Source organism: Janthinobacterium sp. Mn2066 (assembly GCF_049319705.1).
In the GTDB taxonomy this organism is placed as follows: Bacteria; Pseudomonadota; Gammaproteobacteria; order Burkholderiales; family Burkholderiaceae_D; genus Janthinobacterium.
In genome coordinates this window covers 186,072-211,110 of the sequence record NZ_JBMOUF010000010.1, presented here as the reverse complement: position 1 = coordinate 211,110, position 25,039 = coordinate 186,072, and the positions used below count along the sequence as shown (strand labels likewise).

The following is a 25,039-nucleotide window of genomic DNA, read 5'->3' as shown; positions in this document are numbered from 1 at the left end:
AAGGCCGGCGTCACTCGACGTGATTGATGAAGAATTAATGATCGATATTTCCAGCAACGACATTTCCCCCAAACCCTTGCGCGTACGCGAGTTTTATTTGGGCCGCCAACCGATACTGGACCGTAACCAGGCCCTGTTTGGTTATGAGTTGCTATTCCGCAACGCCCCTGTCGGCCCTGCGAATATCACCAGCGACCTGTCCGCTACCGCTGCCGTGATCGCGCATGCCTCGCAGCTGGGCATGGAAAAAGTGATCGGTGACGCGCTCGGCTTCGTGAATGTCGATGCCGACGTGATCATGAGCGATATCTTTGTTTTCCTGCCGCGCGAAAAAGTGGTGCTGGAAATCGTCGAATCGATGACCGTCACGCCGGAATTGCGCACGCGTATCAGCGAGCTGGTGGGCCACGGCTACACCTTTGCGCTGGAAAACGTGGTGTCGGACACGAATCAGGTGCAGCAATTGCTGCCGCTGGTGGACTACGTGAAGATGGACATGAGCACCGTCGATCCGGCCGTGCTGGCCAGCCTGGCGCCCCGCTTCAAGCAGGAACACAAAAAGCTGGTGGCGGAAAAGGTCGAGACGCGCGAAGAATTCAAGACGGGCCTGGATCTGGGCTTCGATTACTTCCAGGGCTATTATTTCGCCAAGCCGGCCATTATCACCGGTAAAAAACTGTCGCCGTCGCAACTGGCCGTGATGGAACTGATGACCCTGGTGACGTCCGACGCCGATAACATGGATATCGAGCGCGCCATCAAGCGCGACGTCTCGCTGGCCCTGAACCTGTTGCGCCTGGTCAATACGCCGGCCGTGGGCGCGCGCCAGCGCATCGATTCGCTGAGCCAGGCCGTCACCGTGCTGGGCCGCCGCCAGCTGCAGCGCTGGCTGCAAATCATGCTGTATGCGGAACCAAGCAAGCGCGGCCATAGCATGACGCCACTGCTGATGCTGGCCACCACGCGTGGACGCTTGCTGGAATTGCTGGCGCATAAACTGCGCCCCAATCACGCGCATTCGGCCGACATCGCCTTTACGGTCGGCATCATGTCCTTGATGGATACCCTGTTCGGCGTACCGATGTCGGAAATCCTTTCCCAGATCGAAGTGATTGATGAAGTGAGCGAAGCCTTGCTGTCGCGCAGCGGTTTCTATGGCGACCTGCTGCGCCTGGCCGAATGCATCGAACGCATCGAAGACCTGGAAGGTGAAATCGTGCCCACCCTGCGCGACCTGGCGATGTCGCCGGACGACCTGGTGGAGCTGGAAATGGCCGCCTACGAATGGAGCGACAACGTTGTCAGATACGCCCTTTAATTGATGCACTCTTCTTGAAAAAGCCCCGCCCGGCGTTGCCATGGCGGGGCTTTTTACTTATGCTGCGGCACCGGGCCAGTGCTTGTGCAGTTCGGGGTCGGTGCGCAGTTCCCACAGGGCCAGGATGACCACGGCGATACCGACGATCAGCTCGTTCCACAGCATCACGCGTTGGTCGGCCAGCCGTAATATCCAGGGCGACGCGGCGACCCAGACGCCCACCAGCAGGTTGACGACGACGGCCCAGAAATACGTCTTGTACAAGTCGAAGGCCGCCAGCACGGCGATCACCAGGCCGGAGATGATGGCATTGCTCATTTGCGCCGAGCCGTCGGGATAGGAAAAGACCCATGGCGACACGATCAGCCACAAGCCCAGCAGCAGGATCACTTGATCTTGCCAGCGTTTGAATGCGAAATGGTTTGCCATGGCAGCTCCTTGACGTTGAGGGAACGGGCCGGAGCGGCCATGCAGCATGCCGACCGGCATACTGGGTTAGTGTCTGCGGCGCGCTGAAAGTTCCACGCGCCGCCAGCGTCAAGCCAGGGCAGCGCTTACGATAAATTCGGCGCCAGCCAGCGTTCCACATCGTCCACGCTGGCGCCACGGCGCTTGGCCATGTCTTCTACCTGGTCCATGCCGATCTTGCCGACCACGAAGTATTTCGATTCCGGGTGGGCAAAGTAAAAGCCGGAGACGGCCGCGCCAGGGAACATGGCGTACGACTCGGTCAGCAGCATGCCGATTTCCTCGGCCTGCATGACATCGAACATCTCCCGTTTGACCGTGTGTTCGGGACAGGCCGGGTAGCCGGGTGCGGGCCGGATGCCGACATATTTTTCGCCGATCATGTCGTCGTTGCTCAGGTGTTCGTCGGGCGCATAGCCCCACAAGTCCTTGCGCACGCGCTCATGCAGGTATTCGGCAAACGCTTCGGCCAGGCGGTCGGCCAGCGATTTCAGCATGATCGACGAGTAATCGTCGTGCGCCTCTTCGAAGCGCTGTTCATATTTCTCGATACCCAGCCCGGAGGTGACGGCAAACATGCCGATGTAATCTTTCACTCCGGAATCTTTCGGCGCGATAAAGTCGGCCAGGCATTGATTTGGCCGCTGCACGCCGTCGACAATGGGTTTCACGCCTTGCTGGCGCGTACCGTAATAGGTGAACGCGACGCTGGTGCGGGTATCGTCCGTATAGATTTCGATATCGTCATCGTTGACGGTATTGGCCGGCAACAAGGACACCACGCCATTGGCCGTCAGCCAGCGCCCGTCGATCAGCTTTTTCAGCAAGGCCTGGCCTTCCGCGTAGACCTTGCTGGCCGCGTCGCCCACCACTTCATCGGTCAGGATGGCGGGGAAGGGACCGGCCAGGTCCCAGGTCTGGAAGAACGGCCCCCAGTCGATATAGTGGGCCAGGGTGGCCAGGTCCACATTCTTGAACAGGCGCCGGCCGATGAATTTCGGTTTCACGGGCGTGCAGGCGCCATCGAACGGCACGATCATGCGGTTGGCGCGCGCCTGCGCCAATGGCAGGATGGGCAGCGCCTTCTTGTTGGCGTGCTGTTCGCGGATGCGCGCGTAATCGAGTTCGATTTCTTCCACGTATTTTTCGCGCTGTTCCGGCGTCAGCAAGGATTGCGCCACGGACACGGAACGCGAAGCGTCCGGCACGTAGATCACGGGGCCTTCGTAGTTGTGCGCGATCTTGACGGCCGTGTGGGCGCGGCTGGTGGTGGCGCCGCCGATCAGCAGGGGAATTTTCAGCATGCGGAAGTGTTCGTCGCGCTGCATTTCCTTGGCGACATAGGCCATTTCTTCCAGCGACGGCGTGATCAGGCCGGACAGGCCAATGATGTCGGCGTTTTCCACCTTGGCGCGGGCCAGGATTTCCGAGCACGGCACCATCACGCCCATGTTGACCACTTCGAAGTTATTGCATTGCAGAACTACGGTGACGATATTCTTGCCGATGTCATGCACGTCGCCTTTTACGGTGGCCATGATGATCTTGCCTTTCGGCTTGGCGACGATGCCCGTGCGTTTTTCCTCCAGCAGCTTTTCTTCTTCGATAAACGGGATCAGATGGGCCACCGCCTGTTTCATGACGCGCGCCGATTTCACCACTTGCGGCAAGAACATCTTGCCCTGGCCAAACAAGTCACCGACCACGTCCATGCCGGCCATCAATGGTCCCTCGATCACGTGGATCGGGCGGCCGCCATTGTGCAGCAATTGCTGGCGCGCTTCTTCCGTGTCTTCCACGATGAATTGCGTGATGCCGTGTACCAGTGCGTGCGACAGCCGCTCCTGTACCGTGCCTTCGCGCCAGGCCAGGGTTTGCGCTTCGGCCTTGCCGCCCGCTTTCAGGGTGCCGGCAAATTCGATCATACGTTCGGTGGAATCTTCGCGGCGGTTCAGCACCACGTCTTCCACCCGCTCGCGCAATTCCGGATCGAGGTTGTCGTACACGCCCACCATGCCCGCATTGACGATGCCCATGGTCATGCCGGCCTTGATGGCGTGGTACAGGAACACTGTGTGGATGGCCTCGCGGGCCGGATCGTTGCCGCGGAAACTGAAGGACACGTTCGACACGCCGCCCGAGATCTTCGCGTACGGCAAGTTTTCCTTGATCCAGCGCGTGGCGTTGATGAAGTCCACGGCGTAGTTATTGTGCTCTTCGATACCGGTCGCCACGGCAAAGATGTTCGGGTCGAAAATAATGTCTTCCGGCGGGAAATCGAGCGCATCGACCAGCAAGTGATAGGCGCGGGCGCAAATCTCGATCTTGCGCTCGAAGGTATCGGCTTGCCCCTTTTCATCGAAGGCCATGACGATCACGGCCGCGCCATAGCGGCGGCACAGTCTGGCCTGGCGCAGGAATTCCGCTTCGCCTTCCTTCATGGAAATCGAATTGACGATGGCCTTGCCCTGCACGCATTTCAAGCCAGCCTCGATCACCGACCATTTCGACGAATCGACCATGATGGGCACGCGCGAAATGTCCGGTTCCGAGGCGATCAGGTTCAGGAAGCGCGTCATGGCGGCCAGCGAATCGAGCATGGCCTCATCCATATTGATATCGATCACCTGTGCGCCATTTTCCACTTGCTGGCGCGCCACCGACAGCGCTTCGTCATATTGCTCGTTCAAGATCATGCGCGCAAACGCCTTCGAGCCCGTGACGTTGGTGCGCTCGCCCACGTTGACGAACAAGGATTCGTCATTGACGACGAACGGTTCCAGGCCGGACAGGCGCAGGTCGTGCGACGGGGCCGGCACGGTACGTGGCGTATTTTTGGACAGCAACTCGCCGATGGCGGCGATGTGCTCGGGCGTGGTGCCGCAGCAGCCGCCGGCCATGTTCAGGAAGCCCGCGTCGGCAAATTCGCGCAGCAGGGCGGACGTGTCGGCTGGCAACTCGTCGAAACCCGTGTCGCTCATGGGGTTGGGCAAGCCCGCGTTCGGGTAGATACACACGAAGGTGTCGGCGATCTTCGACAGTTCTTCCGCATACGGACGCATCAGGGCCGCGCCCAGCGCGCAGTTCAGGCCGATCGTCAGCGGTTTGGCGTGGCGCACGGAATTCCAGAAGGCGGGCACGGTCTGGCCCGACAGGATACGGCCCGAGGCATCGGTGACGGTGCCGGAAATCATCAAGGGCAGGCGTACCACCTCCGGGTTTTGCTCGTAGAACAGGTCGATGGCGAACAGGGCTGCCTTGCAGTTGAGCGTATCGAAAATGGTTTCCACCAGCAGCACATCGGCGCCGCCGGCTACCAGGCCGCGCGTCTGTTCCAGGTAAGACGCCACCAGCTGGTCGAAGGTGATGTTGCGCGCGGCGGGGTCGTTCACGTCGGGCGAGATCGAGGCCGTCTTGGGCGTGGGCCCCAAGGCGCCGGCGACGAAGCGCGGCTTGTCCGGCGTGGAATATTTATCGCAGGCGGCACGCGCCAGCCTGGCCGCGGCCACGTTCATTTCATAGGCCAGGTGGGCCATATGGTAATCGTCCTGAGCGATCGTGGTGGCGCCGAAGGTATTCGTTTCGATCAGGTCGGCGCCGGCCGCCAGGTAGCGCTCGTGGATTTCCTGGATCACGTGCGGCTGGGTCAGTGTCAGCAGTTCGTTGTTGCCTTTGACGAACAGTTCACGCGCACCGCTATCGGCCGGTGCGGCGAAATCAATAAAACGGCCTTGCGGACCACCGCGGTAGGCTTCTTCGTCGAGCTTGTATTGCTGGATGATCGTGCCCATCGCGCCGTCCAGGATCATGATCCGCTGCGCCAAAATGGCGCGCAAGGTGGCTTCGGTCGGGGACAGGGCGGGGATCACGGTATCGGTCATTTCAAGCTTTCAATAGGCAACGGGCGGTGTGGCGCGGCGGCAAGGCGCTTGCGGACCAGCCTGATAGGCTGGGGGAGAGTGCCGGCCGGGTAGGCAGGCAAGGGCTGGCAAAAGCGGGCAAGCCTTGAGACACCGGGCCTAAAATTATACGGCATCAGGCTGCTTTAGTTTCCCGGCCCGCCCTTGCGGCGGCCAATACTGGCCATGCCTGATGTTGCCATGCCACATGCAGTTCCCTTCCCGGCCCTCCGCGCCACTGCCTTGCCTTGCGCAGCCGCCACTATCAATTCGATAGTTGCATTTCTGAAAATGTTAATTATTCCATTTGACTTCCCTGATTGATACGACAAGCTTGCGATTTTGCTGTGTGGAAAATCTTCCACACTTCATGATTTTCGGCATTTATTTTTTAGGGCGTTGCCGATAAAAAAACCAAGCTTGAGGTACAGCAATGCAGAGTGAAAAGGGGCATGTTTTAAATAAACATTGTTTTTTATTTCATGTAATTCATTATTAAAATTCATTAAACCAAAAGCACTGATAGTTGTCTTTCGGAATCAAACTCGCGGATAATAATGGCTTTCTGAATTCTAATTCTCACTAAAAGTCACCAATATGTCACATTTCTTATGTTTGCTGCCTGGCTGCGCGCCACGCGGAACCAGGGGGCAGCAATGAAATACCGTCTGCTAGTTTGTCTGTTTGTCATGCTGGGCCTGTCTGCATGCGGCGGCGGCGGTGGGGGCGGTGGCGACACCGTGGTGGCAACCAGCTCGAACAGTCCGGCCATCAAGCCTGCCGTGACGGCAGTGTCAGCGAGCAATGTCGCCGTTGGCGGCAACCTGGTACTGACCGGCACGAATCTGAGCCAGGTGACGGCTTTCCAGATCGCCGGCGTGACTGTCTCGACCAGCAGTGTCAGCGATACCAGCGCTACGCTGGTGATGCCTGGCGTGCCGGTATCCGGCGTTTTGAGCCTGGTTTCTGCCAGCGGCACGGCCGCTACCAGTTATAACGTGACGGTGTATGTGCCGCTGACGGTGAGCAGCATTGCGCCGGCCAGTGGTGGCGTGGGATCCGGCGTGACGCTGACGGGCAATGGCATGGGCGCCGTGACGGCGGTGCTGTTCAGCAACGGCACTGCCGCCACCTTGCAAAGCCAGGGCGCAAATAGCGTGGCGTTGGTGGTGCCCGTGGGGGCAGCGACGGGACCGTTGACGGTGCGCGGCCCGTATAACGATGTCATCACCAATGACAGTTATACCGTGTTGCCGAGCGTGTCGGTGACTTCGATCACGACGGCCGTGAGCGGCGCAACCATGTCGGTGACGATACAGGGCAGCAATCTCGACCAGGTGACGACGGCGACGGTCGGCAATACGCAGGCGACCATCGTCAGCGCCACGGCCAGCCAGCTGGTATTGAACGTGCCTGCCACGGCGACCGGCAATGTGCTGCTGTCGGCGCCGTCGCGCGTCGCCGTCAATGCGGGCACGGTATCGGCATTTACCCTGGGCAGCATCGACTTTGCCCAGGTGCTGGACTTTAACGCCAGCGATACGTCCTTGCACCTGACGCGCGGCAAGGCCGCTGCCGTGCGCGTGTCCGTGCTGGGCACGCAAACGGGCCGCAGCAGCCCGGCAGTCACCTTGACGGCGACCTCGGCCACCGGCGCCAGCCTGGGCAGCATCGCCATGAGCGGTCCGGCAACCTTGCCAACGGCAATCAATACCTACAGCTTCAATGGCAACTTCAGCGCTGTCTTGCCGGCAAGCTGGATCGCGCCGGGACTGCAAGTCCGCGTGACGGCCGTCGGCAATGACGGCACGCAAGTGAGCCAGCAAGCTACGCCGGCCATCTCGAGCGCGGCAAAAATCAACCTGGTGCTGGTCCCCCTGAGCACGGACGATGGCATTTCGCAAGTGCCGGATGCCGACGTGATCCGTGCGGCGCTGGCCCTGGTCTATCCTTATGCAGCGGACAATATTACGATCAGCACCCGTGCACCGCTGGCCATTGCCGGCAGCAGCAGCGTCGATAGCTGGTGGACCGACATCGCCTTGCCGGCCCTGGAGTCGGCGCGCGCCAACGAAAACAATACGGCGTTCTACTTTGGTTTCGTCTCGAAACTGTCGGCCAGCCGCACGGCCGGCCTGGCGTATATCAGCAACCGCACGACGGGCGGCGCCAACCCTTCCGCACTGGGCCTGGACGCCACCTTCGGGCAGACGGCGTCGATCGATCCGTTTGGTAATGCCTGGCCGCAATGGCTAGCCACCATGGTGCATGAGCTGGGACACAACCATGGCTTGTTCCATGTCAATTGCGGTTCGCCAGCCAATCCCGTGACCGATTACCCGTACAACAACGGCGACCTGGGGCCGCAACCGATTTACAGCAGCAATTATGGCGCCACCATCGGCCAGCTGAGCCAGGCTGCCTACGCCAGCGGCAACACGACCAAGCAGATGAAGGACGTGATGAGCTATTGCAGCGGCGCCTGGTTCTCGGACTACAGCTACACGCGCATCCAGCAATTCCTGGAAAAGCGCACCACCTTGTTGGGCCGCAGCGTGCAGGTCGGCGCCAGCACCGTGCCACCGGAAAATGGCTATCTGACCATTTCCGGCCGCATCACGCCAGCCGGCGTGCAATTGCGTCCTGCCGAAGCGTCCACCACGGCCGGCCAGCAAGTTGCCGGCGCGAATGCGGCTTATACCTTGCGCGTGCTGACGGCGTCCGGCAAGACTATCGACGTGCCATTCGATAGCATGCAGCTGGCCGACCACAGCGGCAGCGTCAGCCACTTCCGCGTCACCCTGGCCAATCCTGGCGATATCCAGGATGTGGAAGTCCTTTCGCAAGGCAAGCCATTGGCCAAGCTGGACAAGGCGGCCCGCCGCAACAAGGCAGTCGCGGCGACCAGCGCCGTGACGTTTGACACCACGCAAAACGATGGCAGGCTGGCCTTGACCTGGGATGCGCAAACGGAGCCGTATGCAGCCGTGCTGTACGTGGGCGCCGATGGCCGCAAGCAAGTCGTTGCCAGCGGCTTGACGGGCGGTGCTGCCAGTGTCGACGTGAGCGCCCTGCCAGCCGGCGGCCGCTTCGAGATCAGCCTGTCGTCATCGGTGGGCGGCCGTTTGATGAAGGTGCAGCGCCGCTGATCACGGTGGCTGCATCAAGAAAAGGGCTTGCCGCGGCAAGCCCTTTTTTATGCGGCGAACGTTTGCCCGACTCAGGTAAAACGCTTGCCTTCGAGCGGGAAACCCTTGATGAATTCGGCGGCTGGCAGGCGCTTGCCGCCCGGTTTCTGCAACTGGGTCAGGCGCAGCGAACCATTGCCGCAGGCCACCACGATGCCGTGCTGGGCGTCGGCCGCCAGTACCTGGCCGGCTTCCTGCTTGCTGTCCGCTTCCAGCACGTCGGCGGCCCAGATCTTGACGGTGACGCCATCGACCAGGCCGCAGGCGCCGGGGAAGGGATTGAAGGCGCGGATTTTCAGGCCCAGTTCCAGCGCGGGCAGGCTGAAGTCCAGCGCCGCTTCTTCCTTGGCGATCTTGGCCGCGTAAGTGACGCCCGCTTCCGGCTGCGGCACGGCTTCCAGTGGCGCCTGCTGCATCTTGCGCAGGGTCTCGACGATCATCCTGCCGCCCAGCGCGGCCAGCTTGTCGTGCAGGGTGGCGGTGGAGTCGCCCGCTTCGATGGGCGTGCGCTCGATGGCCAGCATGGGACCCGTGTCGAGGCCTTCTTCCATCTGCATGATGGTGACGCCCGTTTCATCGTCGCCCGCCTCGATGGCGCGGTGGATCGGGGCCGCACCGCGCCAGCGCGGCAGCAGGGAGCCGTGGATATTGATGCAGGGGCGGATATCGAGTGTGCTGCGCGGCAAGATCAAGCCATAGGCGGCCACCACCATCACATCGTAGTCGGTGGCCAGCAGGCGCTCATGGGCCGCTTGCGCTTCGGCGGCGCGCTGCGGGTCCTTGCTATCCATGCGCAGGGACAGCGGCTGCAGCACCTCGATGCCGTGTTCCAGTGCGTATTGCTTGACGGCCGAGGCGTGCATCTGCATGCCGCGGCCGGCAGGGCGGTCGGGCTGGGTCAGTACCAGCGGAATCTCGAAACCGGCTTCGTGCAGGTCTTTCAGGGCGATGGCGGCGAATTCAGGCGTGCCTGCGAAGATCAGTTTCATATTCTTCCTGTTCGTGTGAGGCTGGCTTAAAAACGGCGGTTTTGCGCGCGCAGGCTTGCTTCGCGTTCCAGGCCGCGGATTTCCTTGATCATCTTGGTCTTGATACGGTTGCGCTTGAGCGGCGACAGGTATTCGACGAACACCTTGCCCATCAAGTGATCCATTTCATGCTGGATGCACACGCCCAGCAAGCCATCGGCTTCCAGTTCGAACTGCTTGCCGTGCTGGTCCAGCGCACGCACCTTGATGCGCGATGGACGCTCGACGCCGTCATACACGCCAGGCACGGACAGGCAGCCTTCGTCGTAGACCTGCTTTTCTTCGCTGGCCCAGATGATTTCCGGATTGATAAATACTTGCAGCTGGTCTTTGGTTTCCGTCACGTCGATCACCAGCAATTGCTCGTGCACATCGATTTGCGACGCAGCCAGGCCGACGCCAGGGGCGTCATACATGGTTTCGGCCATGTCGGCGATCAGCGTCTGCAGGCGTTCATCAAAGGCCGTCACGGGCTTGGCGACCGTGTGCAGGCGCGGATCGGGGTAACGCAAAATGTTTAATATGGACATACGAATTCGACTGGTTAAGGTGGGCGCCGCTGCGCCCGGTTATTTGTGCCTGGGCCATGCGGAAGATGGCGCGGCGATGCAGGCTGGGTGTTCCTGGATACTTTTTGGATACGGTAGTGCAGTGCGCGCAAGGTGCAAGGGCGTGGCAGTCTGGTTCGCCAGTCCGCCGTAATGCGTCTGCCGCAAGTCGAAATTTTATCACAGACCCCCATGCCGCTGTGGCAGGCAGCCATTTTCCGCCATGTCCGGGGCCACTTCTTGCGCCGTTCGATATCGCCGCGCCGCCGCGCCGCTACCATGGTCAGGGCAGACCCTGATTAACCAGCGAGCGTGTCATGCAGGCAGAAACAACGGTAGACAAGGGGCAGGTGGCGGACGATCTGGCGGCCTGGCTGCGCCTGCAGCATCTGTCTGGCGTGGGGCCAGTCGCGGCGCGCGCCTTGCTGGCCCGTTTCGGTTTTCCGCCGCAGATTTTTTCGGCCCCGTTCGAAGCCCTGTGCGAGGTGGTGTCAAGCAGCGTGGCGCGCACCATTGCCGAGCCGCCCCGGAGGGTCGCCAACAGCCAGCTGGAGCTGACCTTGCAGTGGCTGCAGCGGCCCGGCAACGCCGTGCTGACCCTGGCCGACGCCGCTTATCCGCCCTTACTGCTGGAAATCGCCGATCCACCGCTGCTCTTATATGTCAGGGGCCGGGCTGCACTGCTGTCGCGCCCGGGGATCGCCATCATCGGCAGCCGCAACGCCAGCGCACAGGGCATGCAGAACGCGGCCGCGTTTGCCCAGTCGCTGAGCGGGGCCGGCTTGACCATCATTTCGGGCCTGGCGCTGGGCATCGATACGCATGCGCATGAAGGGGGCTTGCGCGGCCAGGGCTCGACGGTGGCCGTGATCGGCACCGGTGCGGATTTAGTGTATCCGAAGCGTAACCTTGATCTGGCGCAAAGAATTGCCGAACAGGGCTGCATCGTCAGCGAGTATGCGCTGGGCTTGCCCGCGATGCCCAGTAACTTTCCTCGGCGCAATCGCCTGATCAGCGGCCTGGCGCGCGGCGTGCTGGTGATCGAGGCGGCTGCCCTGTCCGGTTCCCTGATCACGGCGCGCCTGGCGGGCGAACAGGGGCGCGATGTGTTTGCCTTGCCCGGTTCCATCCATTCCACCCTGGCCAAGGGCTGCCATGCACTGATCAAGCAGGGCGCCAAGCTGGTCGAGTCGGTGGAAGATGTCTTGCAGGAACTGCAGTGGCAGGGCGGCGCCGAAAGCCTGGCGCCCACGCCCGCTATCGCGCCCCAAAGTGCTGTGCTGGCCGCGCTGGGCTACGATCCGTGCGATGCCGATACCCTGGCCGAGCGCAGTGGTTTGGCCGTGGAAGCCGTGATGGCGGAGTTGCTGGCGCTGGAAATGGCGGGTCTGGTGGAACGTTTGCCTGGTGGATTGTTTCAACGCTGCAAATGACAGTCTGCCACTTGTGTGGCGGCCATGCCGCATGGGCGCGCTTTGTCGGGATGCACTCTTGTGCCGTGGCGAGCTTAGCTGATAGAGTAGAGCCATGTTCGATATCCTGGTGTACCTCTACGAGACTTATTACCGCCCCGATGCCTGCCCCGAGCCGGCCGCGCTGGCGCGCAAACTGTCGGCCGTCGGTTTTGACGACGTGGAGATTTCCGAAGCGCTGGTCTGGCTGACCGACCTGACGGCCATGGCCGGTGTCGAGCACACCCTGACGGCCAGTTCGACGGGCACGCGTTTCTATGTCCAGCAAGAAAGTGATGTGCTGGGCGCAGCTGCCATCGGTTTCATCCAGTTCCTGGAAAGCGCCAGGATACTGTCGCCGCTGCAACGCGAAATCGTCATCGAACGCGCGCTGGCCCTCGATGAGGCGCCTGTGTCGCTGGGCAAGCTGAAAGTGATCGTGCTGATGCTGCTGTGGAGCCAGGGCAAGGAACCGGATGCGCTGATGTTTGACGACTTGTTTATCGACGACGAAGACCTTCCTCCCCGCCTGCTACACTAAAAAAGCCCATGGCGGTCTTGCCGGCCTTGCCACGGACATTGTTAGGGCACGCCGGCAACGATCTCTATCAAGATGCCACCGAGTTTGCCGTGGCATTTGCTCCCGCGCATCCTTGCTTGCAGATAACTTGCCGAATTCTTCAATACGCGCTTATCATTGGCCGCTTGACAAGACCACAAGTCACAATGCCAGGTAAAGACAAAAGCGTCAGCGTCTGGCAATGCACTGTATGATGCGCATGCTGAAACTATCCTAGAGCATTTTTCGAGACTAAAAAATATGACAAAAACCCTCATCATCGCCGAGAAGCCTTCTGTCGCGAACGATATCGCGAAGACGCTTGGCGGCTTTACCAAGCACGATGAGTACTTTGAATCGGATGACTACGTCCTGTCGTCGGCGGTGGGCCACTTGCTGGAGATCGCCGTACCGGAAGAATTCGACGTGAAGCGCGGCAAATGGAGTTTCGCGCACTTGCCGATGATTCCACCGTATTTCGCGCTCAATCCGATCGCCAAGACGGAAGCGCGCCTCAAAGTATTAAACAAGCTGATCAAGCGCAAAGACGTCACCACCCTGATCAACGCCTGCGACGCGGGGCGCGAAGGCGAGCTGATTTTCCGCCTGATCGCGCAGAACGCGAAGGCCAAGCAACCGGTCAAGCGCCTGTGGCTGCAATCGATGACGCCGGGCGCCATTCGCGACGGTTTCTCCAATCTGCGCAGCGACGAAGAAATGTTGCCGCTGGCCGACGCGGCCCGTTGCCGTTCGGAAGCGGACTGGTTGATCGGTATCAATGGTACCCGCGCCATGACAGCCTTCAACTCGAAAGAGGGCGGCTTTTACCTGACCACCGTGGGCCGGGTGCAAACGCCGACCCTGTCGATCGTGGTCGAACGCGAAGACAAAATTAAAAAGTTCGTGCCGCGCGACTTCTGGGAAGTGCGCGCCGAATTCGTCTGCGCGGCAGGCATCTATGAAGGCCGCTGGCTCGACACCAAGTTCAAGAAGGACGAGAACGATCCCGAGAAGCGCGCCGAGCGCCTGTGGAGCAAGACGGCGGCCGATTCGATCGCCACCGCCTGCCGCGGCCGCCAGGGCACGGTGACGGAAGAATCGAAACCGACCACCTCGATGGCGCCGGGCCTGTTCGACCTGACCAGCCTGCAGCGCGAAGCGAACTCGCGTTTTGGTTTCTCGGCCAAGAATACGCTGGGCCTGGCCCAGGCGCTGTATGAAAAGCACAAGGTGCTGACGTATCCGCGTACCGATTCGCGCCATTTGCCGGAAGACTACATGCCGACCGTCAAGCAGGCGCTGGAAGTGGTCAAGGAAAACAGCAACTACCACCAGTTTGCCAAGCAAATCCTGGACAAGGGCTGGGTCAAGCCGAACAAGCGCATCTTTGACAACACCAAGATCTCGGATCACTTTGCGATCATCCCGACCACGATCGCGCCCAAAAACCTGTCCGAACCGGAACAGAAGCTGTACGACCTGGTCACGCGCCGCTTCATGGCCGTATTCTTCCCGCCGGCGGAATTCCAGGTCACCACGCGCTACACGGAAGTGTCCGGCCATCAGTTCAAGACTGAAGGCAAGGTGATGACCAATCCCGGCTGGCTGGCCATTTATGGCAAGGAAGCGTCGACAGACGCCGACAAGGAAAGCAATGGCAACGGTAACCTGGTGCCCGTGGCCAAGGGCGAAAAAGTGCAGACGGAAAGCGTCAGCGCCAACGGCCTGGTGACGAAGCCGCCTGCGCGCTACACGGAGGCGACCTTGCTGTCGGCGATGGAAGGCGCGGGCAAGCTGATCGACGACGACGAGCTGCGCGATGCGATGGCCGGCAAGGGCCTGGGCACGCCAGCGACGCGCGCGGCCACCATCGAGGGCTTGCTGACGGAGCGCTACCTGCTGCGCGAAGGCCGCGAGCTGATGCCGACCGCCAAGGCGTCGCAGCTGATGACCTTGTTGAAGGGCCTGGGCGTCAATGAATTGACGGCGCCGGAACTGACGGGCGAGTGGGAATACAAGCTATCGCAGATGGAAAAGGGCAAGATTTCGCGCGATGAATTCATGCGTGAAATCGCGCAGATGACGCAAATCATCGTCAAGCGCGCCAAGGAATACGACAACGACACGATCCCCGGCGATTACGCGACCCTGCACACGCCGTGCCCGAATTGCGGCGGTGTGGTGAAGGAAAACTACCGCCGTTTCGCCTGCACCAAGTGCGAATTCTCGATGAGCAAGACGCCTGGTTCGCGCCAGTTCGAAATCGAGGAAGTGGAACAATTGCTGAAGGACCGCACCATCGGCCCGCTGCAAGGTTTCCGCTCGAAGATGGGGCGTCCATTCGCCGCCATCCTGCGCATCGTGCGCGATGAAGACATCCAGAACTTCAAGCTGGAATTTGATTTCGGTCAAAACGACGACAGCGAAGATGGCGAAGGCGTCGATTTCACGGGCCAGACAGCGCTGGGACCTTGTCCCAAGTGCGCCGCTGGCGTGTATGAAATGGGCCTGGCCTATGTGTGCGAACACAGCGTGGCGAAACCGAAGACGTGCGATTTCCGCAGCGGCCGCATTATCTTGCAGCAGGAAATCTTGCCGGAACAAATGGCAAAACTGCTCAACGATGGCAAGACCGATCTGTTGCCTGGCTTTATCTCGCAACGCACGCGCCGTCCCTTCAAGGCTTTCCTGGTGCGCGGCAAGGATGGCAAGGTGAGCTTCGAGTTTGAAGAACGCAAGGCCAAGCCGGGCGCCAAGGCGCCGGCCAAGGGCAAGGCGGCAGCTGCCGAGGTGGAAGGCGAAGAAGGCGCGGCGCCAGCCAAGAAGGTCGTCGCCAAGAAAGCGCCAGCGAAAAAGGCCACGGCCGTGAAAAAGCCGGCAGTTAAAAAAGCGCCGGCCAAGAAGGCGGTGGCGGCGGAATAACCTTTATTCCACCAGGATAGGAAGCCAGGGCGGTTGCCCTGGCTTTTTTTTAGTCCAGATAATCCGAATACTCGCGCTGGGCGTAGTTTTTCACATTCGCCCAGGGTTGGGCCCGGCTCAGGGTAGGCTGCAGCTTGACGTCGACCCGGCGATAAAAGGTGTTGGCGCGGTCGCCGCTTTCGATGATCAGCGGTATCTGTTTTTGCTCATCCCACAGCACGCGCTGGAAGACGCCATTCTTTTCCACTTCGCGCCAGCGCGCGCCCGCGACGGTCGACACCTGTTTCGACAGCGGCATGGCGGCCACCAGCTTCGGGTCCAGCAAATAAAAACTGTTTTCCCAGGAACCGTCGAAATTGACGTTCTCGTATTCCGCTTTCGGGATCGCCACCACCACCTTGTCGTGGGCATCGATGTATTCCACCTTGACGGTGTTCTTTTCCAGCATCACGTGGCGCGGGATCACGACCGGGTTGAAATGCTTGTGTTCATGCTGGGTGCTTTTCAGCGCCACTTTCTTGTTGTCGCCATGCGCATCGTCGTGTGCACTGTGGGCGGCCGGCAAGACGCGCTCGACCCACACGTGGCCGGGGCGGCGCAGCATTTTTTCTTCGTAGCGGCTTTCGCGCGTCACGCCTTCCGGCGTCAGCACGCGGTTGTAATAGCGGATGCCCAGGTCCAGGTCGACGGGAGTGGCCGGGGCGGCTTGTGCCGTGCCGGCAAAGCCGGCCGCCAGCAGGATGGCGATCAAGTGCGATTGCATGGTGGTCCTTTACATGTGCAAGGGGGCGGATGCCACTTGCGTGTCATCCGCCCCGGTCTGACTACTTATTGATATCAATCAAAAGCCGAATGCCGCCTTCAGCAAGTCGAACACCTTGGTGTTGTCCAGCGTGCCCTTGAAGGTCTTGGCGCCGGCGCCGGTAGCGAGCAGCTTGACGTCGCCGCCGCCGTGGGTTTCGCTGGCCAGGCGCACGCCCGTTTCTTGCAGATAGTTGTCGGCCAGCGCGGTGGCGCTGTCGACGCTGGTGCGCAGGTTCGGGCGGTTCGGGCCATTGCCGAACACCAGGGTGGTGTAGGTATTGCCATCGGCATCCTTGCTCGGCTGGCCGGACTTGTAGTCGCGGTTGATGTCGAGGATAGGATTGCCGCGCTTGCCATAGCCGTTGAAGGCCAGGGTGTGGTCATGGTCGGCCGTGACGATGATCAGGGTGTTCGACAGAGTCGGGTCGGTCAGCTTGATCTTGTCGATGGCCGCCTTGATGGCGTCGTCGAAGGCGATGGTGTCGCTCAGCGCGCGCTTGGCGTTGATGCCGTGCAAGGCGTGGTCGATACGGCCGCCTTCGACCATCAGGAAGTAGCCATTGCTGTTTTGCGACAGCAGATCGATTGCTTTGACGGTCATTTCCGACAGGCTAGGCTGGGTCGCGCCTTCGCCCAGCGGCGGCGTGGCGGTGCGGTCCAGTTCATATTCCAGGTGGCTGCGGGTGGAATACAGGCCGATGAACTTCTTGTTGTTCGGCGCCGCTTGCATGTCGGTCTTGGTGGCGGCCACCGTGTAGCCCTTGGCGGCAAATTCCGCCAGCAGGTCACGGCCATCGGCGCGGCCATATTTATTGGTGGCCGACCATGGCGTGTAGTGGTTGCGGCCGCCACCCATCAGCACATCGACGCCATCGAGCAGGGCGGCGTTGTAGCCTGCGCCGCCCGGTACGCTTTGCGCGGCAATCGCGTATTGCGCATTGCGGTTGCAGATGTGCGAGAAGGTCGTCGCCGGGGTGGCGTGCGTCAATTCCGTGGTGGTGATGGCGCCCACGGCCTTGCCCTTGGCTTTTGCCAGTTCCAAAATTGTCGGCACGGATTTGCCGTTGCCGCTGGCCGGGCAGTTATCCACGCCCAGGTTGCCGTTGGCGTCGCGGCTGGGCTCCTTGGCGATGGTGTCCGACGACATCGAGATGACTTCATTGTTCATCTTGACGCCGGTCATGTAGGCGGCCATCGATGGCGCGCTATCCGTGGTTTGCGCATCGTTCGAGTAGGTCTTGATGCGCGCCGTGCGTTCCAGCTTGTCCATGTTCAGGCTGCCATCTTCGCCGTATTTGTAGATGCGCGAAGCGGTCACGACCGATGGGCCCATGCCATCGCCGAGGAAGAAGATGACGTTCTTGGCGTCGGCGGCGTAGGCGCTGGCCACGCTGGCGGCCATCAGGGTGGCCAACAAGGAGAGATTCAGGGCGGCGGGTTTCAATGCGAGTTTCATATGCTAGTCCAATTCTTTATCTTGGGGATTACAGACCGCCGGCGCTCTTGACCAGGCCGAATACTTTGGTGTTGTCGATGGTGCCCAGGAAGGTGTCTGCACCCTTGCCGATGGCGCCCAGGAAGACATCCGTGCCGCCGTGCGTTTCATTGCCGGCAGAAACGCGGATCACTGCTTCCTGGTGGTAAGTGTTGGCGCTAGTCACGGTTTCATCGAGGCTTGCCATGGTGGCGCGGCTCGCTTGCGTGCGGTTTTCGCCATTGCCGAAGCCGATGATGGAGTACGGTGCGCCGTCGAGGTCTTTCTCGATGGCGCCGGTCACATAGTTCTTCACCAGGCCCAGTACGCCAGGGTTGCCGGCGGCCGTCTTGCCGGTGCGCTTGGCGTAGCCGTTCAGCACCAGGGTGTGGTCATGGTCGGCCGTGACGACGATCAGGGTATTGGCCAGGGTCGGGTCGGTCAGCTTGGCCTTGTCGATGGCGGCCTTGATGGCGTTGTCGAAAGCGACGGTGTCTTGCAGCGCTTTCTTGGCGGTGGTTTCATGCAGCGCATGGTCGATGCGGCCGCCTTCGACCATCAGGAAATAACCCTTCTTGTTCTTAGCCAATACGTCCATCGCCTTGGTGGTCATTTCCGCCAGGCTTGGTTCCTTGGTGGCATCACGGTCCAGGTCATAGCTCATGTGGCTGGAAGTGAAGGTGCCGAACAAGCGGTCGGTTTTCGTGCCATCGACGGCCTTGAAGTCGGCGCCTGTGTTGGCGACGGTGTAGTTTTTCGCTTTCAGTTCGGCCACCAGGTCGCGGCCATCGGCGCGCTTGCCGCCGTTCTTGAATGGTGTAAAGAATTGCGCGCCGCCGCCCAGGACCACTTCCAGGCCGGTGGTGCCCAGGGCGCTGTTGTAGCCTGCGCCGCCTGGCACCAGTGCCGCGGCGATATCGTTTTCCAGGTCGCGGTGGCAGATATGCGAGTAGGTGGCCGCTGGCGTGGCGTGCGTGACGCGCGCCGTGCTGACCACGCCTGCCGCAAAACCCTTGGCCTTGGCCAGTTCCAGCAGCGTGGTGGCTGGCGTGCCATTGCCGGCGCCGCACTTGTTGACCAGCTTGTTGCCATTGGCGTCCACGCCTGGCTCGATGGCGACCGTATTGGCCGACATGGAAATGACTTCATTGTTCATCTTGACGCCCGTCATGTAGGCGGCCATCGATGGCGCGCTGTCGGTCACTTGCGCGTCGTTCGAGAAGGTCTTGACGAAGGCCGTTTCCGGCAAGGTATCCATGGTCAGCGAACCTTCTTCGCCCACCGAGTAAATGCGCGCCGCCGTCATGGTGGTCAGGCCCATGCCATCGCCGAGGAAGAAGATGACGTTTTTCGGTGGAGCTTCCACCACGACTTCTTTATTGTCGCTGCCGCAGGCGGCCAGCATCAAGGTGATTGCGACGCTGCAGGCAGCGACGGAAGTTTTTCTGCGTGTCATGTGATCGATCCAGCTCGGTTGAAGAAGCTGGCAAGATAACAATTATTTGTTACGTAACAATGACACTGTATTTTTTTATGTCGAGCGCGACTATCCGATTTTGTCGATACGCCAACGTTCAGCGCCCACGCTGAGCACCTGGCCAGGCTGGCTGTCGTCGAGTGTTGGCAAGACCATCGTTGCGCCCTGTTCCAGCCAGCCATGATTCGAGGCGGCGATATGCCATGGCGCTGCCGCGTGGGCGCGCCGCAGCAGTGAAAATTCGCTGCCTGTCGTTGCCGGAAACTGCGCATCCGCGCGTCCGCAGGCCCAGGCCGCCTGCTCGCCGCCGATGATCAGGTAAGCGACCTTGCCGCTATCGTCGAGGCTGTCGAGGCGTGCACCAAGGACGGGGCCGGAGGCCACGCGCAGCCAGTCTTCCTGGTAGCTGGCGTCGAGGCCGCTTTCATGCAGATTGTCCGGCGTGTCGAAACGCATCAGGCCGGCGTCAATCTCCTCGCTGATGGTGGGGAAGGCGATTTCCGGGCGCCACTCGCAACGCTCGCCTTGCACCACGGTGACGCCGGCAAAGCCGCTCTGGGCGCCAAAGCGGGCCAGTTGTGCGGGCGGCAGGCTGGCAAGCAGGGCTGGGTCGGTGACGCGGGGCCGGTCTTGCGGCACGCGCAAATCGATGTGGAACAGCGCTGACTGGAACCACCAGACGCTGGTCGTCAAATCGATGCGGCCATCGCTGCGGAAAATACCGGTGCGCCGCCAGATACCCTGATAAGACGCTGGGACGGGAGAAATGAAGTTGGACATATTAATAATGCTGATGTGAATTATAGATAAGGTCGATATTATCTTATTTTTAAAATGCAATCCGGAATATCGTGAATGGCGCTTATAAATAAATGTGATGGCTCGATTATTTTTCAGTTTTCCTTTCGGGAATAAAAAAAGCCTGAAGTTTTCACTTCAGGCTAAAGCCGATGAGAGGCTGAGTTGAAAATCAGATCATCTTATTTTTTATCGGCGATGAAATGGTCATCCGCGCCGGCCGGGATCGGAATATACAGGCGGTCCCACTTGTCGCCGTCGAGCAAGTCCCAGGTGTGGCCTTTGCCCTTCACGTCTTCGGCGATCAGGATGGTGCCTGGCTCGATGATGAAGGTGTCGCCATTCGTCACCTTGAACTGCAGCTTGCCCTTCAGGGTCACGACGTACTGCATGCGTGGCGCCGGATGGGCCACTTTTTCATAGGCGTCGACCTTGGTTTGCGCGAAGAAGCTGGTGGCCGGCATATGGACCTTGGTTTCCAGCTTGCCATATTCAAAGGCGCAGTCGCCATTGGGCAGGTTGATCAGGCGCACGGCCTTCAGGTAGGTTGGCGCTTCTTCTTCGTGGTGGCTGGCTGCCGCCTGGTTACCGACCGTGGTCGTGGCGTTCATGTCTTTGGCCGAAGCCGCGCCAAAACTCAGCAACGACATCAGGGAAAAAATGGCTAAGGTAGTTTTCGTCTTCATTCGATTTCAGGCGTGGTGGTTTAATGGTGGTGACTATGTAGTAATACGTATATGGGCGGCGCATTCATCATGCTCTGATAATGCGGTATGCTTTTTATACTGTATTCCTAGTCCCGCCAATTTGCAATGCTGTTTATAATGCAATGCGCTATTCACGATTCTGGCTATATTATTTTAAATATCGAATTGTGTATATATTTTTACAGTTTTAAATAAAGCTCGATTTTATCGACCACGATGGTGACGTCAGGGTATTCGGTCTTGCCATCCTGCTCGAAATGCCCGAGCACGATGTCTGCCTTGAAGTGCCTCAGGGGATTGTTCGAGGCCGGGTCCAGCCGGTTCAGCTCGAACTTTTCCGGCGCGATGGTCCACAAGGTAGGGTGCGCTTCGAGCCGCTGGCGCAGCGCCGCATCGATCTTCGCGTCGGCCACATGGAAGGTGAAGATGGCCTGGTAATCGTGCGGTGGATGGGCCATCGGCAAGTGCGCGGCGGTCAGCCCGTTCTTGCCGCCAAACATGGCCATGCCATGCGTGCCCCAGGTCGGCATACTGGCATGCGGATTGGTGTGGCCGGCCGGCATGGCCATGCCCGGCATGGCGGGCTCGGCCGCCAGCGCCGCCAGCGACAGCAGCGCGCCGCATAGCGTCACAGCGAGTTTCTTCATGCTTTCACCAGCAGTTTGCCGCGGTGTTCGCCGCCGAACAGGGAATTGAGGGCGCTCGGCAATTGCTCGAAGCCTTCGATGATGGTTTCCTCGAACACGATGTCACCGGCTTGCACCCACGGCGCGACGATACGGCGCATTTCATCCATGCGGTGCAGGTAATCGCGCGCCAGCATGCCCTGGATGGTGGCGCGCTGGTACAGCAGGTGATGCAGCAGCCGGGGCCCCAGTTCCGGGGTTTCCAGGCCGCCGCTGTATTGGCTGATCTGGCCGCAAATCACGATGCGCGCGCGCCGGTTGATCAGCGGAATGATGGCGTCCGTGATCATGCCGCCCACGTTGTCGAAGTACACGTCCACGCCGCCCGTCAGGCGCTTGATTTCCGCACCCAGCGTATCGGCATCGTTAAATGCCTTGTAATCGATGGCCCAGTCCAGTTTTAATGTGTCGCGCAGCCAGTCGCACTTGGCCTGGCCGCCCGCGATGCCCAGCACGCGCGCGCCGTGGCGCTTGGCAAATTGCGCCACCAGCGAACCGACGGCGCCGGCCGCGCCCGATACCACCACCACTTCGCCCGCATGCGGCTTGCCCGATTCGGTCAGGCCGAACCAGGCCGTGCGGCCCGGCATGCCCAGCACGCCCAGCGCGGTGGTGACGGGCGCCTGCTGCGGATCGATCTTGGTCAGGATGCCGGCGTTGACCTTGGCGTGCGTCTGCCAGCCCGTATAGGCGCTGACCCAGTCGCCCTCCACGAACGCGGCGCTGTTGGAGGCCAGCACCTGCGCCACCACGGCGCCTGCCTGCACCGTATTGAGCGGATGGGCTTCGGTATCGTAGGTCGGCTTGCTGGACTGGCCGATGCGCATATACGGATCGACGCTGAAATAACGCGATGCGATCAGCACCTCATTGGCCGCCAGGCTGGTATCGAGCGTCTGTTCGACCAGTTCGTAGTGCTCGGGGGTAATGGCGGCCAGCGGCTGCTGGCGGTATATCCATTGTTGCTGGATCAGTGACATGGCGGTCTCGCGAAAAATGGGGATGCGATGATGGTAGACTGTGGTTTGTATCCCGTAAAGCAACTTAAATTCACTATTCGTATCCCATCAGGACATCATGAACTTGTCTGACTTGCGCATTTTCGTCAGCGCCGCGCGCCGCCCCTCGCTGGGCGCGGCCGCGCTGGAAATGCATTTGACGCCCTCGGCTATCTCGAAAGCCTTGAAACGCCTGGAAGACAGCCTGGGCACGCCGCTGTTCGACCGTTCCGCCAAGCAACTGGTGCTCAATACCAGCGGCCAGCTGCTGCTGGAGCGCGCCGCCACCTTGCTGGCGCTGGCCGACCAGACGCGCACCGACATCATGGGTGAAAAAGCCGCGCTCGATTGCCGGCTTGGCGGCCCGGCCATCTTGCTGTGGCGCCAGGGCAGGGCGCTCGCCGGCGCCTTGCGCGGGTATCCGCAAGCAAACCTGCGCATGCTGGCCATGTTCGAGGAAGAAGCGCTGGCTGCGCTGGCCCGTGGCGATATCGACGCGGCGCTGGTGACGGGCGAGGTGCTCGATGGGCGCGGCGAACACTGGTCGCCGGAATGGCAAGCCACGCCGCTCGGCAGCGTGACCCTGCACCTGGTGGCCGGCCGTTCGCACCCACTGGCGGCGCAGCTGTCGCCCAGTGACGATGGATTGCTGCACGCCAGTAGCGCCCAGGTGCTGCAGCATGATTTCGCTTGCCCGTCGCGTTCGCTGTTTTGCGGCGCCCAGCGCGGTGCCCGTTCCGATGGCTGGCGCGACGATGCCTTGCCGCGCAAGATACGCTACTGGAGCGACGATCTGCAATTGCTGCTCGGTTTCGTCAAGTCGGGCGATGCGCTCGCTTACCTGCCCGAGTTCGCGCTGGAAGACCAGGAACTGCTGCGCATCCAGGTCGACGATTGCGCCTTCGAATGCAGCGAACAGGTGGCGCTGGTATGGAACCGCCAGCAGGCGGGCGGCTGGCTGCAGCGGTTGGCGCAGATGCTGGAAGAGGGGCTTGATTAGAGCGATTCATGCAATTAACAGTTGCATATAGGCCAGTTTTTCGTTCGGTTTGAGCAACGTAAGATGGGCGCATTCCATTTCCCGCAAAGGCCAGACCATGAAAGCTTTCTTTTCGACCCTCATCCTGGGCAGCGCCGCGTTCGCCGTGCAAGCGCATGCCGCCGCTGTTGCTCCCCTGACACTGGACGTCTTCAATCCCGGCGAGGTGGCCATCTTCCCGGTCGCCTCCGTACTGGTCAGCGGCCAGCATGACGCCGTGCTGATCGATGCGCAGTTTTCGCGTGGCGAAGCGGAAAAGCTGGTGCAAAAGATCCTGGCCAGCGGCAAGAAGCTGACCACCGTCTACATCAGCCACAGCGATCCCGACTATTACTTTGGCCTCGACGTGATCAAGGCGGCTTTTCCGCAGGCCAAGATTGTCGCCACTGCCGACACCGTGGCCGAGATCAAGCGCAAGGCCGATGCCAAGGTGGCGTACTGGGGCCCGATCCTGAAAAGCAATGCGCCGCAGAGCATTGTTATTCCGCAAGCATTGAAGGGCAAGCGCATCACGCTCGAAGGCCAGTCGCTGCACATCAGCGGCCCGACGCCATCGCGCACCTATGTGTGGATACCGTCGATCAAGGCCGTGGTTGGGGGCGTGGTGCTGTTCAACAATCTGCACGTATGGATGGCCGATACGCAAACCCTGCAATCGCGCCAGGACTGGATCAAGACCCTGGACGGCATCGCCGCGCTCAAGCCCGTCACCGTGGTGCCTGGCCACTTCAAGCCCGGTTCGCCGTTCACGCCGGACAGCATCGCCTTTACCCGCAATTATCTGGTGACGTTTGAAGCGGAAACCGCCAAGGCCGCCAATTCGGCCGCCCTGATCGCCGCCATGCAGCAGCATTATCCGAAGCTGGGGCTGGACAGCGGGCTGGGCATCAGCGCCAAGGTTGCCAAGGGCGAGATGCAGTGGTAAGCCCCCTCGTTTTCAACATACTAATGATTCAAGGATAAACCCATGGCCACATTGCATTACATTTTCGACCCCCTGTGCGGCTGGTGTTATGCCGCCGCGCCGCTGGTGGAAGCGGCGCGCGCCGTGCCCGGCTTGACGGTGGTGTTGCACGGCGGTGGCATGATGACGGGCAGCAATCGCCGCCAGATCACGCCTGAATGGCGCAACTATGTCTTGCCGCATGACCGCCGCATCGCCCAGCTGACGGGCCAGCCGTTTGGCGACGCCTATCTGCATGGCTTGCTGAACGACAGCAGCGCCATGATGGATTCCGAACCGCCGACCACCGCCATCCTGGCGGCCGAAGCGCTGGCCGGCAAGGGACTGGACATGCTGCACAAGGTGCAGGGCGCGCACTATGTCGATGGCTTGCGCATCGCCGACCTCCCGGTGCTGGTAGCGCTGGCGCAGGAACTGGGCCTCGATGGGGCAGCTTTTGAAACGCAATACGGCTTGCTGGCAGGCGGACCTGTCGCCAGCCATATCGCGGCCAGCCGGACGCTGCTGGCCAAGGCGGGTGGCCAGGGTTTCCCTACTTTTGTACTCGACGATGGCGACGGCGGGCTGGGGCAGATCGACGTGGGCGCTTACCTGGGCCAGGCGGGCAAATGGCGCGCCATGCTGGACCAGACTTGCGATGAAAATAGTTGTTCATTGTAAATATCTATCGAATCAATAAAATCAATTAGCTTTTCCTTTGTTGTGCTGCTG

At 60.7% G+C, this 25,039-nt stretch carries 19 protein-coding genes; 8 read left to right on the top strand and 11 right to left on the bottom strand.

Going from position 1 to position 25,039, the window contains the following annotated elements; genetic code table 11:
• Window positions 1–37 precede the first annotated feature (37 nt).
• The gene (locus ACL9RI_RS20360) at window positions 38–1,318 is read left to right on the top strand and encodes an EAL and HDOD domain-containing protein (RefSeq protein WP_422728303.1); all 1,281 of its coding nucleotides are present in this window, start codon (window positions 38–40) and stop codon (window positions 1,316–1,318) included.
• A gap of 57 nt (window positions 1,319–1,375) precedes the next feature.
• Here ACL9RI_RS20360 and ACL9RI_RS20355 read toward each other — a convergent pair whose 3' ends face one another.
• On the bottom strand, window positions 1,376–1,747 hold the full coding sequence (locus tag ACL9RI_RS20355) for an SPW repeat protein (RefSeq protein WP_422728302.1): 372 nt from the start codon (window positions 1,745–1,747) through the stop codon (window positions 1,376–1,378).
• A gap of 125 nt (window positions 1,748–1,872) precedes the next feature.
• Complete coding sequence (metH, locus tag ACL9RI_RS20350; RefSeq protein WP_422728301.1) at window positions 1,873–5,667, bottom strand: methionine synthase; 3,795 nt, start codon at window positions 5,665–5,667, stop codon at window positions 1,873–1,875.
• 674 nt (window positions 5,668–6,341) lie between these two features.
• Here metH and ACL9RI_RS20345 point away from each other — a divergent pair.
• Window positions 6,342–8,834 (top strand): IPT/TIG domain-containing protein, encoded by a 2,493-nt coding sequence (locus ACL9RI_RS20345; protein ID WP_422728300.1) that lies wholly within the window; start codon window positions 6,342–6,344, stop codon window positions 8,832–8,834.
• Window positions 8,835–8,905: 71 nt separating this feature from the next.
• On the opposite strand, the gene fmt is transcribed toward ACL9RI_RS20345, so the two are convergent.
• Complete coding sequence (gene fmt / locus ACL9RI_RS20340; protein ID WP_422728299.1) at window positions 8,906–9,862, bottom strand: methionyl-tRNA formyltransferase; 957 nt, start codon at window positions 9,860–9,862, stop codon at window positions 8,906–8,908.
• Window positions 9,863–9,888: 26 nt separating this feature from the next.
• Window positions 9,889–10,431 carry a peptide deformylase gene (def, locus tag ACL9RI_RS20335; protein WP_183680259.1) on the bottom strand — a complete coding sequence of 181 codons (543 nt, stop codon included), beginning with the start codon at window positions 10,429–10,431 and terminating at the stop codon, window positions 9,889–9,891.
• Between the two features lie 335 nt (window positions 10,432–10,766).
• Between def and dprA the strand changes: the two genes are divergently transcribed.
• The 3 genes from dprA (at window position 10,767) to ACL9RI_RS20320 (ending at window position 15,381) form a co-directional block, all read left to right on the top strand.
• Window positions 10,767–11,882, top strand: a complete 1,116-nt coding sequence (gene dprA, locus ACL9RI_RS20330) for a DNA-processing protein DprA (RefSeq protein ID WP_422728298.1) — start codon at window positions 10,767–10,769, stop codon at window positions 11,880–11,882.
• Window positions 11,883–11,976: 94 nt separating this feature from the next.
• Window positions 11,977–12,441: a DUF494 family protein gene (locus tag ACL9RI_RS20325; RefSeq protein ID WP_422728297.1), complete on the top strand. Its 465-nt coding sequence runs from the start codon at window positions 11,977–11,979 to the stop codon at window positions 12,439–12,441.
• Between the two features lie 279 nt (window positions 12,442–12,720).
• Window positions 12,721–15,381, top strand: coding sequence for a DNA topoisomerase III (locus tag ACL9RI_RS20320; RefSeq protein WP_422728296.1), 2,661 nt, complete (start codon window positions 12,721–12,723; stop codon window positions 15,379–15,381).
• Between the two features lie 49 nt (window positions 15,382–15,430).
• Here ACL9RI_RS20320 and ACL9RI_RS20315 read toward each other — a convergent pair whose 3' ends face one another.
• The 7 genes from ACL9RI_RS20315 to ACL9RI_RS20285 form a co-directional block, all read right to left on the bottom strand.
• Window positions 15,431–16,144 (bottom strand): hypothetical protein, encoded by a 714-nt coding sequence (locus ACL9RI_RS20315; protein WP_422728295.1) that lies wholly within the window; start codon window positions 16,142–16,144, stop codon window positions 15,431–15,433.
• Window positions 16,145–16,222: 78 nt separating this feature from the next.
• Window positions 16,223–17,587, bottom strand: coding sequence for an alkaline phosphatase (locus ACL9RI_RS20310; protein WP_422728363.1), 1,365 nt, complete (start codon window positions 17,585–17,587; stop codon window positions 16,223–16,225).
• An 82-nt stretch (window positions 17,588–17,669) separates the two neighbouring features.
• The gene (locus ACL9RI_RS20305) at window positions 17,670–19,064 is read right to left on the bottom strand and encodes an alkaline phosphatase (protein ID WP_422728362.1); all 1,395 of its coding nucleotides are present in this window, start codon (window positions 19,062–19,064) and stop codon (window positions 17,670–17,672) included.
• 141 nt (window positions 19,065–19,205) lie between these two features.
• A complete protein-coding gene (locus tag ACL9RI_RS20300) occupies window positions 19,206–19,916 on the bottom strand; it encodes a hypothetical protein (protein ID WP_422728294.1) in 711 nt (236 codons plus the stop codon).
• A 200-nt stretch (window positions 19,917–20,116) separates the two neighbouring features.
• On the bottom strand, window positions 20,117–20,620 hold the full coding sequence (locus ACL9RI_RS20295; RefSeq protein WP_422728293.1) for a hypothetical protein: 504 nt from the start codon (window positions 20,618–20,620) through the stop codon (window positions 20,117–20,119).
• Between the two features lie 200 nt (window positions 20,621–20,820).
• Window positions 20,821–21,288, bottom strand: a complete 468-nt coding sequence (locus tag ACL9RI_RS20290; protein ID WP_422728292.1) for a hypothetical protein — start codon at window positions 21,286–21,288, stop codon at window positions 20,821–20,823.
• Window positions 21,285–22,307: an NADP-dependent oxidoreductase gene (locus ACL9RI_RS20285; RefSeq protein WP_422728291.1), complete on the bottom strand. Its 1,023-nt coding sequence runs from the start codon at window positions 22,305–22,307 to the stop codon at window positions 21,285–21,287. Before ACL9RI_RS20285 ends, ACL9RI_RS20290 begins: the two co-directional genes overlap by 4 nt.
• Before the next feature lie 97 nt (window positions 22,308–22,404).
• Here ACL9RI_RS20285 and ACL9RI_RS20280 point away from each other — a divergent pair, with 97 nt between their 5' ends.
• The 3 genes from ACL9RI_RS20280 (at window position 22,405) to ACL9RI_RS20270 (ending at window position 24,988) form a co-directional block, all read left to right on the top strand.
• Window positions 22,405–23,325 carry a LysR family transcriptional regulator gene (locus tag ACL9RI_RS20280; RefSeq protein WP_422728290.1) on the top strand — a complete coding sequence of 307 codons (921 nt, stop codon included), beginning with the start codon at window positions 22,405–22,407 and terminating at the stop codon, window positions 23,323–23,325.
• A gap of 97 nt (window positions 23,326–23,422) precedes the next feature.
• Window positions 23,423–24,289, top strand: coding sequence for an MBL fold metallo-hydrolase (locus tag ACL9RI_RS20275; RefSeq protein WP_422728289.1), 867 nt, complete (start codon window positions 23,423–23,425; stop codon window positions 24,287–24,289).
• Window positions 24,290–24,331: 42 nt separating this feature from the next.
• Window positions 24,332–24,988, top strand: a complete 657-nt coding sequence (locus tag ACL9RI_RS20270; protein WP_422728288.1) for a DsbA family protein — start codon at window positions 24,332–24,334, stop codon at window positions 24,986–24,988.
• Window positions 24,989–25,039: the final 51 nt, after the last annotated feature.

What these genes read in the sequence shown, in the direction of transcription:
- ACL9RI_RS20310 (WP_422728363.1), bottom strand. Translation starts at nt 17,587, where the DNA reads ATGGCCGCCAGCGTGGCCAGCGCCTACGCCGCCGACGCCAAGAACGTC.
- metH (WP_422728301.1), bottom strand. Translation starts at nt 5,667, where the DNA reads ATGACCGATACCGTGATCCCCGCCCTGTCCCCGACCGAAGCCACCTTG.
- ACL9RI_RS20285 (WP_422728291.1), bottom strand. Translation starts at nt 22,307, where the DNA reads ATGTCACTGATCCAGCAACAATGGATATACCGCCAGCAGCCGCTGGCC.
- ACL9RI_RS20325 (WP_422728297.1), top strand. Translation starts at nt 11,977, where the DNA reads ATGTTCGATATCCTGGTGTACCTCTACGAGACTTATTACCGCCCCGAT.
- ACL9RI_RS20360 (WP_422728303.1), top strand. Translation starts at nt 38, where the DNA reads ATGATCGATATTTCCAGCAACGACATTTCCCCCAAACCCTTGCGCGTA.
- ACL9RI_RS20290 (WP_422728292.1), bottom strand. Translation starts at nt 21,288, where the DNA reads ATGAAGAAACTCGCTGTGACGCTATGCGGCGCGCTGCTGTCGCTGGCG.
- ACL9RI_RS20315 (WP_422728295.1), bottom strand. Translation starts at nt 16,144, where the DNA reads ATGCAATCGCACTTGATCGCCATCCTGCTGGCGGCCGGCTTTGCCGGC.
- ACL9RI_RS20295 (WP_422728293.1), bottom strand. Translation starts at nt 20,620, where the DNA reads ATGAAGACGAAAACTACCTTAGCCATTTTTTCCCTGATGTCGTTGCTG.
- ACL9RI_RS20355 (WP_422728302.1), bottom strand. Translation starts at nt 1,747, where the DNA reads ATGGCAAACCATTTCGCATTCAAACGCTGGCAAGATCAAGTGATCCTG.
- ACL9RI_RS20300 (WP_422728294.1), bottom strand. Translation starts at nt 19,916, where the DNA reads ATGTCCAACTTCATTTCTCCCGTCCCAGCGTCTTATCAGGGTATCTGG.
- def (WP_183680259.1), bottom strand. Translation starts at nt 10,431, where the DNA reads ATGTCCATATTAAACATTTTGCGTTACCCCGATCCGCGCCTGCACACG.
- fmt (WP_422728299.1), bottom strand. Translation starts at nt 9,862, where the DNA reads ATGAAACTGATCTTCGCAGGCACGCCTGAATTCGCCGCCATCGCCCTG.
- ACL9RI_RS20280 (WP_422728290.1), top strand. Translation starts at nt 22,405, where the DNA reads ATGAACTTGTCTGACTTGCGCATTTTCGTCAGCGCCGCGCGCCGCCCC.
- ACL9RI_RS20270 (WP_422728288.1), top strand. Translation starts at nt 24,332, where the DNA reads ATGGCCACATTGCATTACATTTTCGACCCCCTGTGCGGCTGGTGTTAT.
- ACL9RI_RS20345 (WP_422728300.1), top strand. Translation starts at nt 6,342, where the DNA reads ATGAAATACCGTCTGCTAGTTTGTCTGTTTGTCATGCTGGGCCTGTCT.
- ACL9RI_RS20305 (WP_422728362.1), bottom strand. Translation starts at nt 19,064, where the DNA reads ATGCTGGCCGCCTGCGGCAGCGACAATAAAGAAGTCGTGGTGGAAGCT.
- ACL9RI_RS20320 (WP_422728296.1), top strand. Translation starts at nt 12,721, where the DNA reads ATGACAAAAACCCTCATCATCGCCGAGAAGCCTTCTGTCGCGAACGAT.
- dprA (WP_422728298.1), top strand. Translation starts at nt 10,767, where the DNA reads ATGCAGGCAGAAACAACGGTAGACAAGGGGCAGGTGGCGGACGATCTG.
- ACL9RI_RS20275 (WP_422728289.1), top strand. Translation starts at nt 23,423, where the DNA reads ATGAAAGCTTTCTTTTCGACCCTCATCCTGGGCAGCGCCGCGTTCGCC.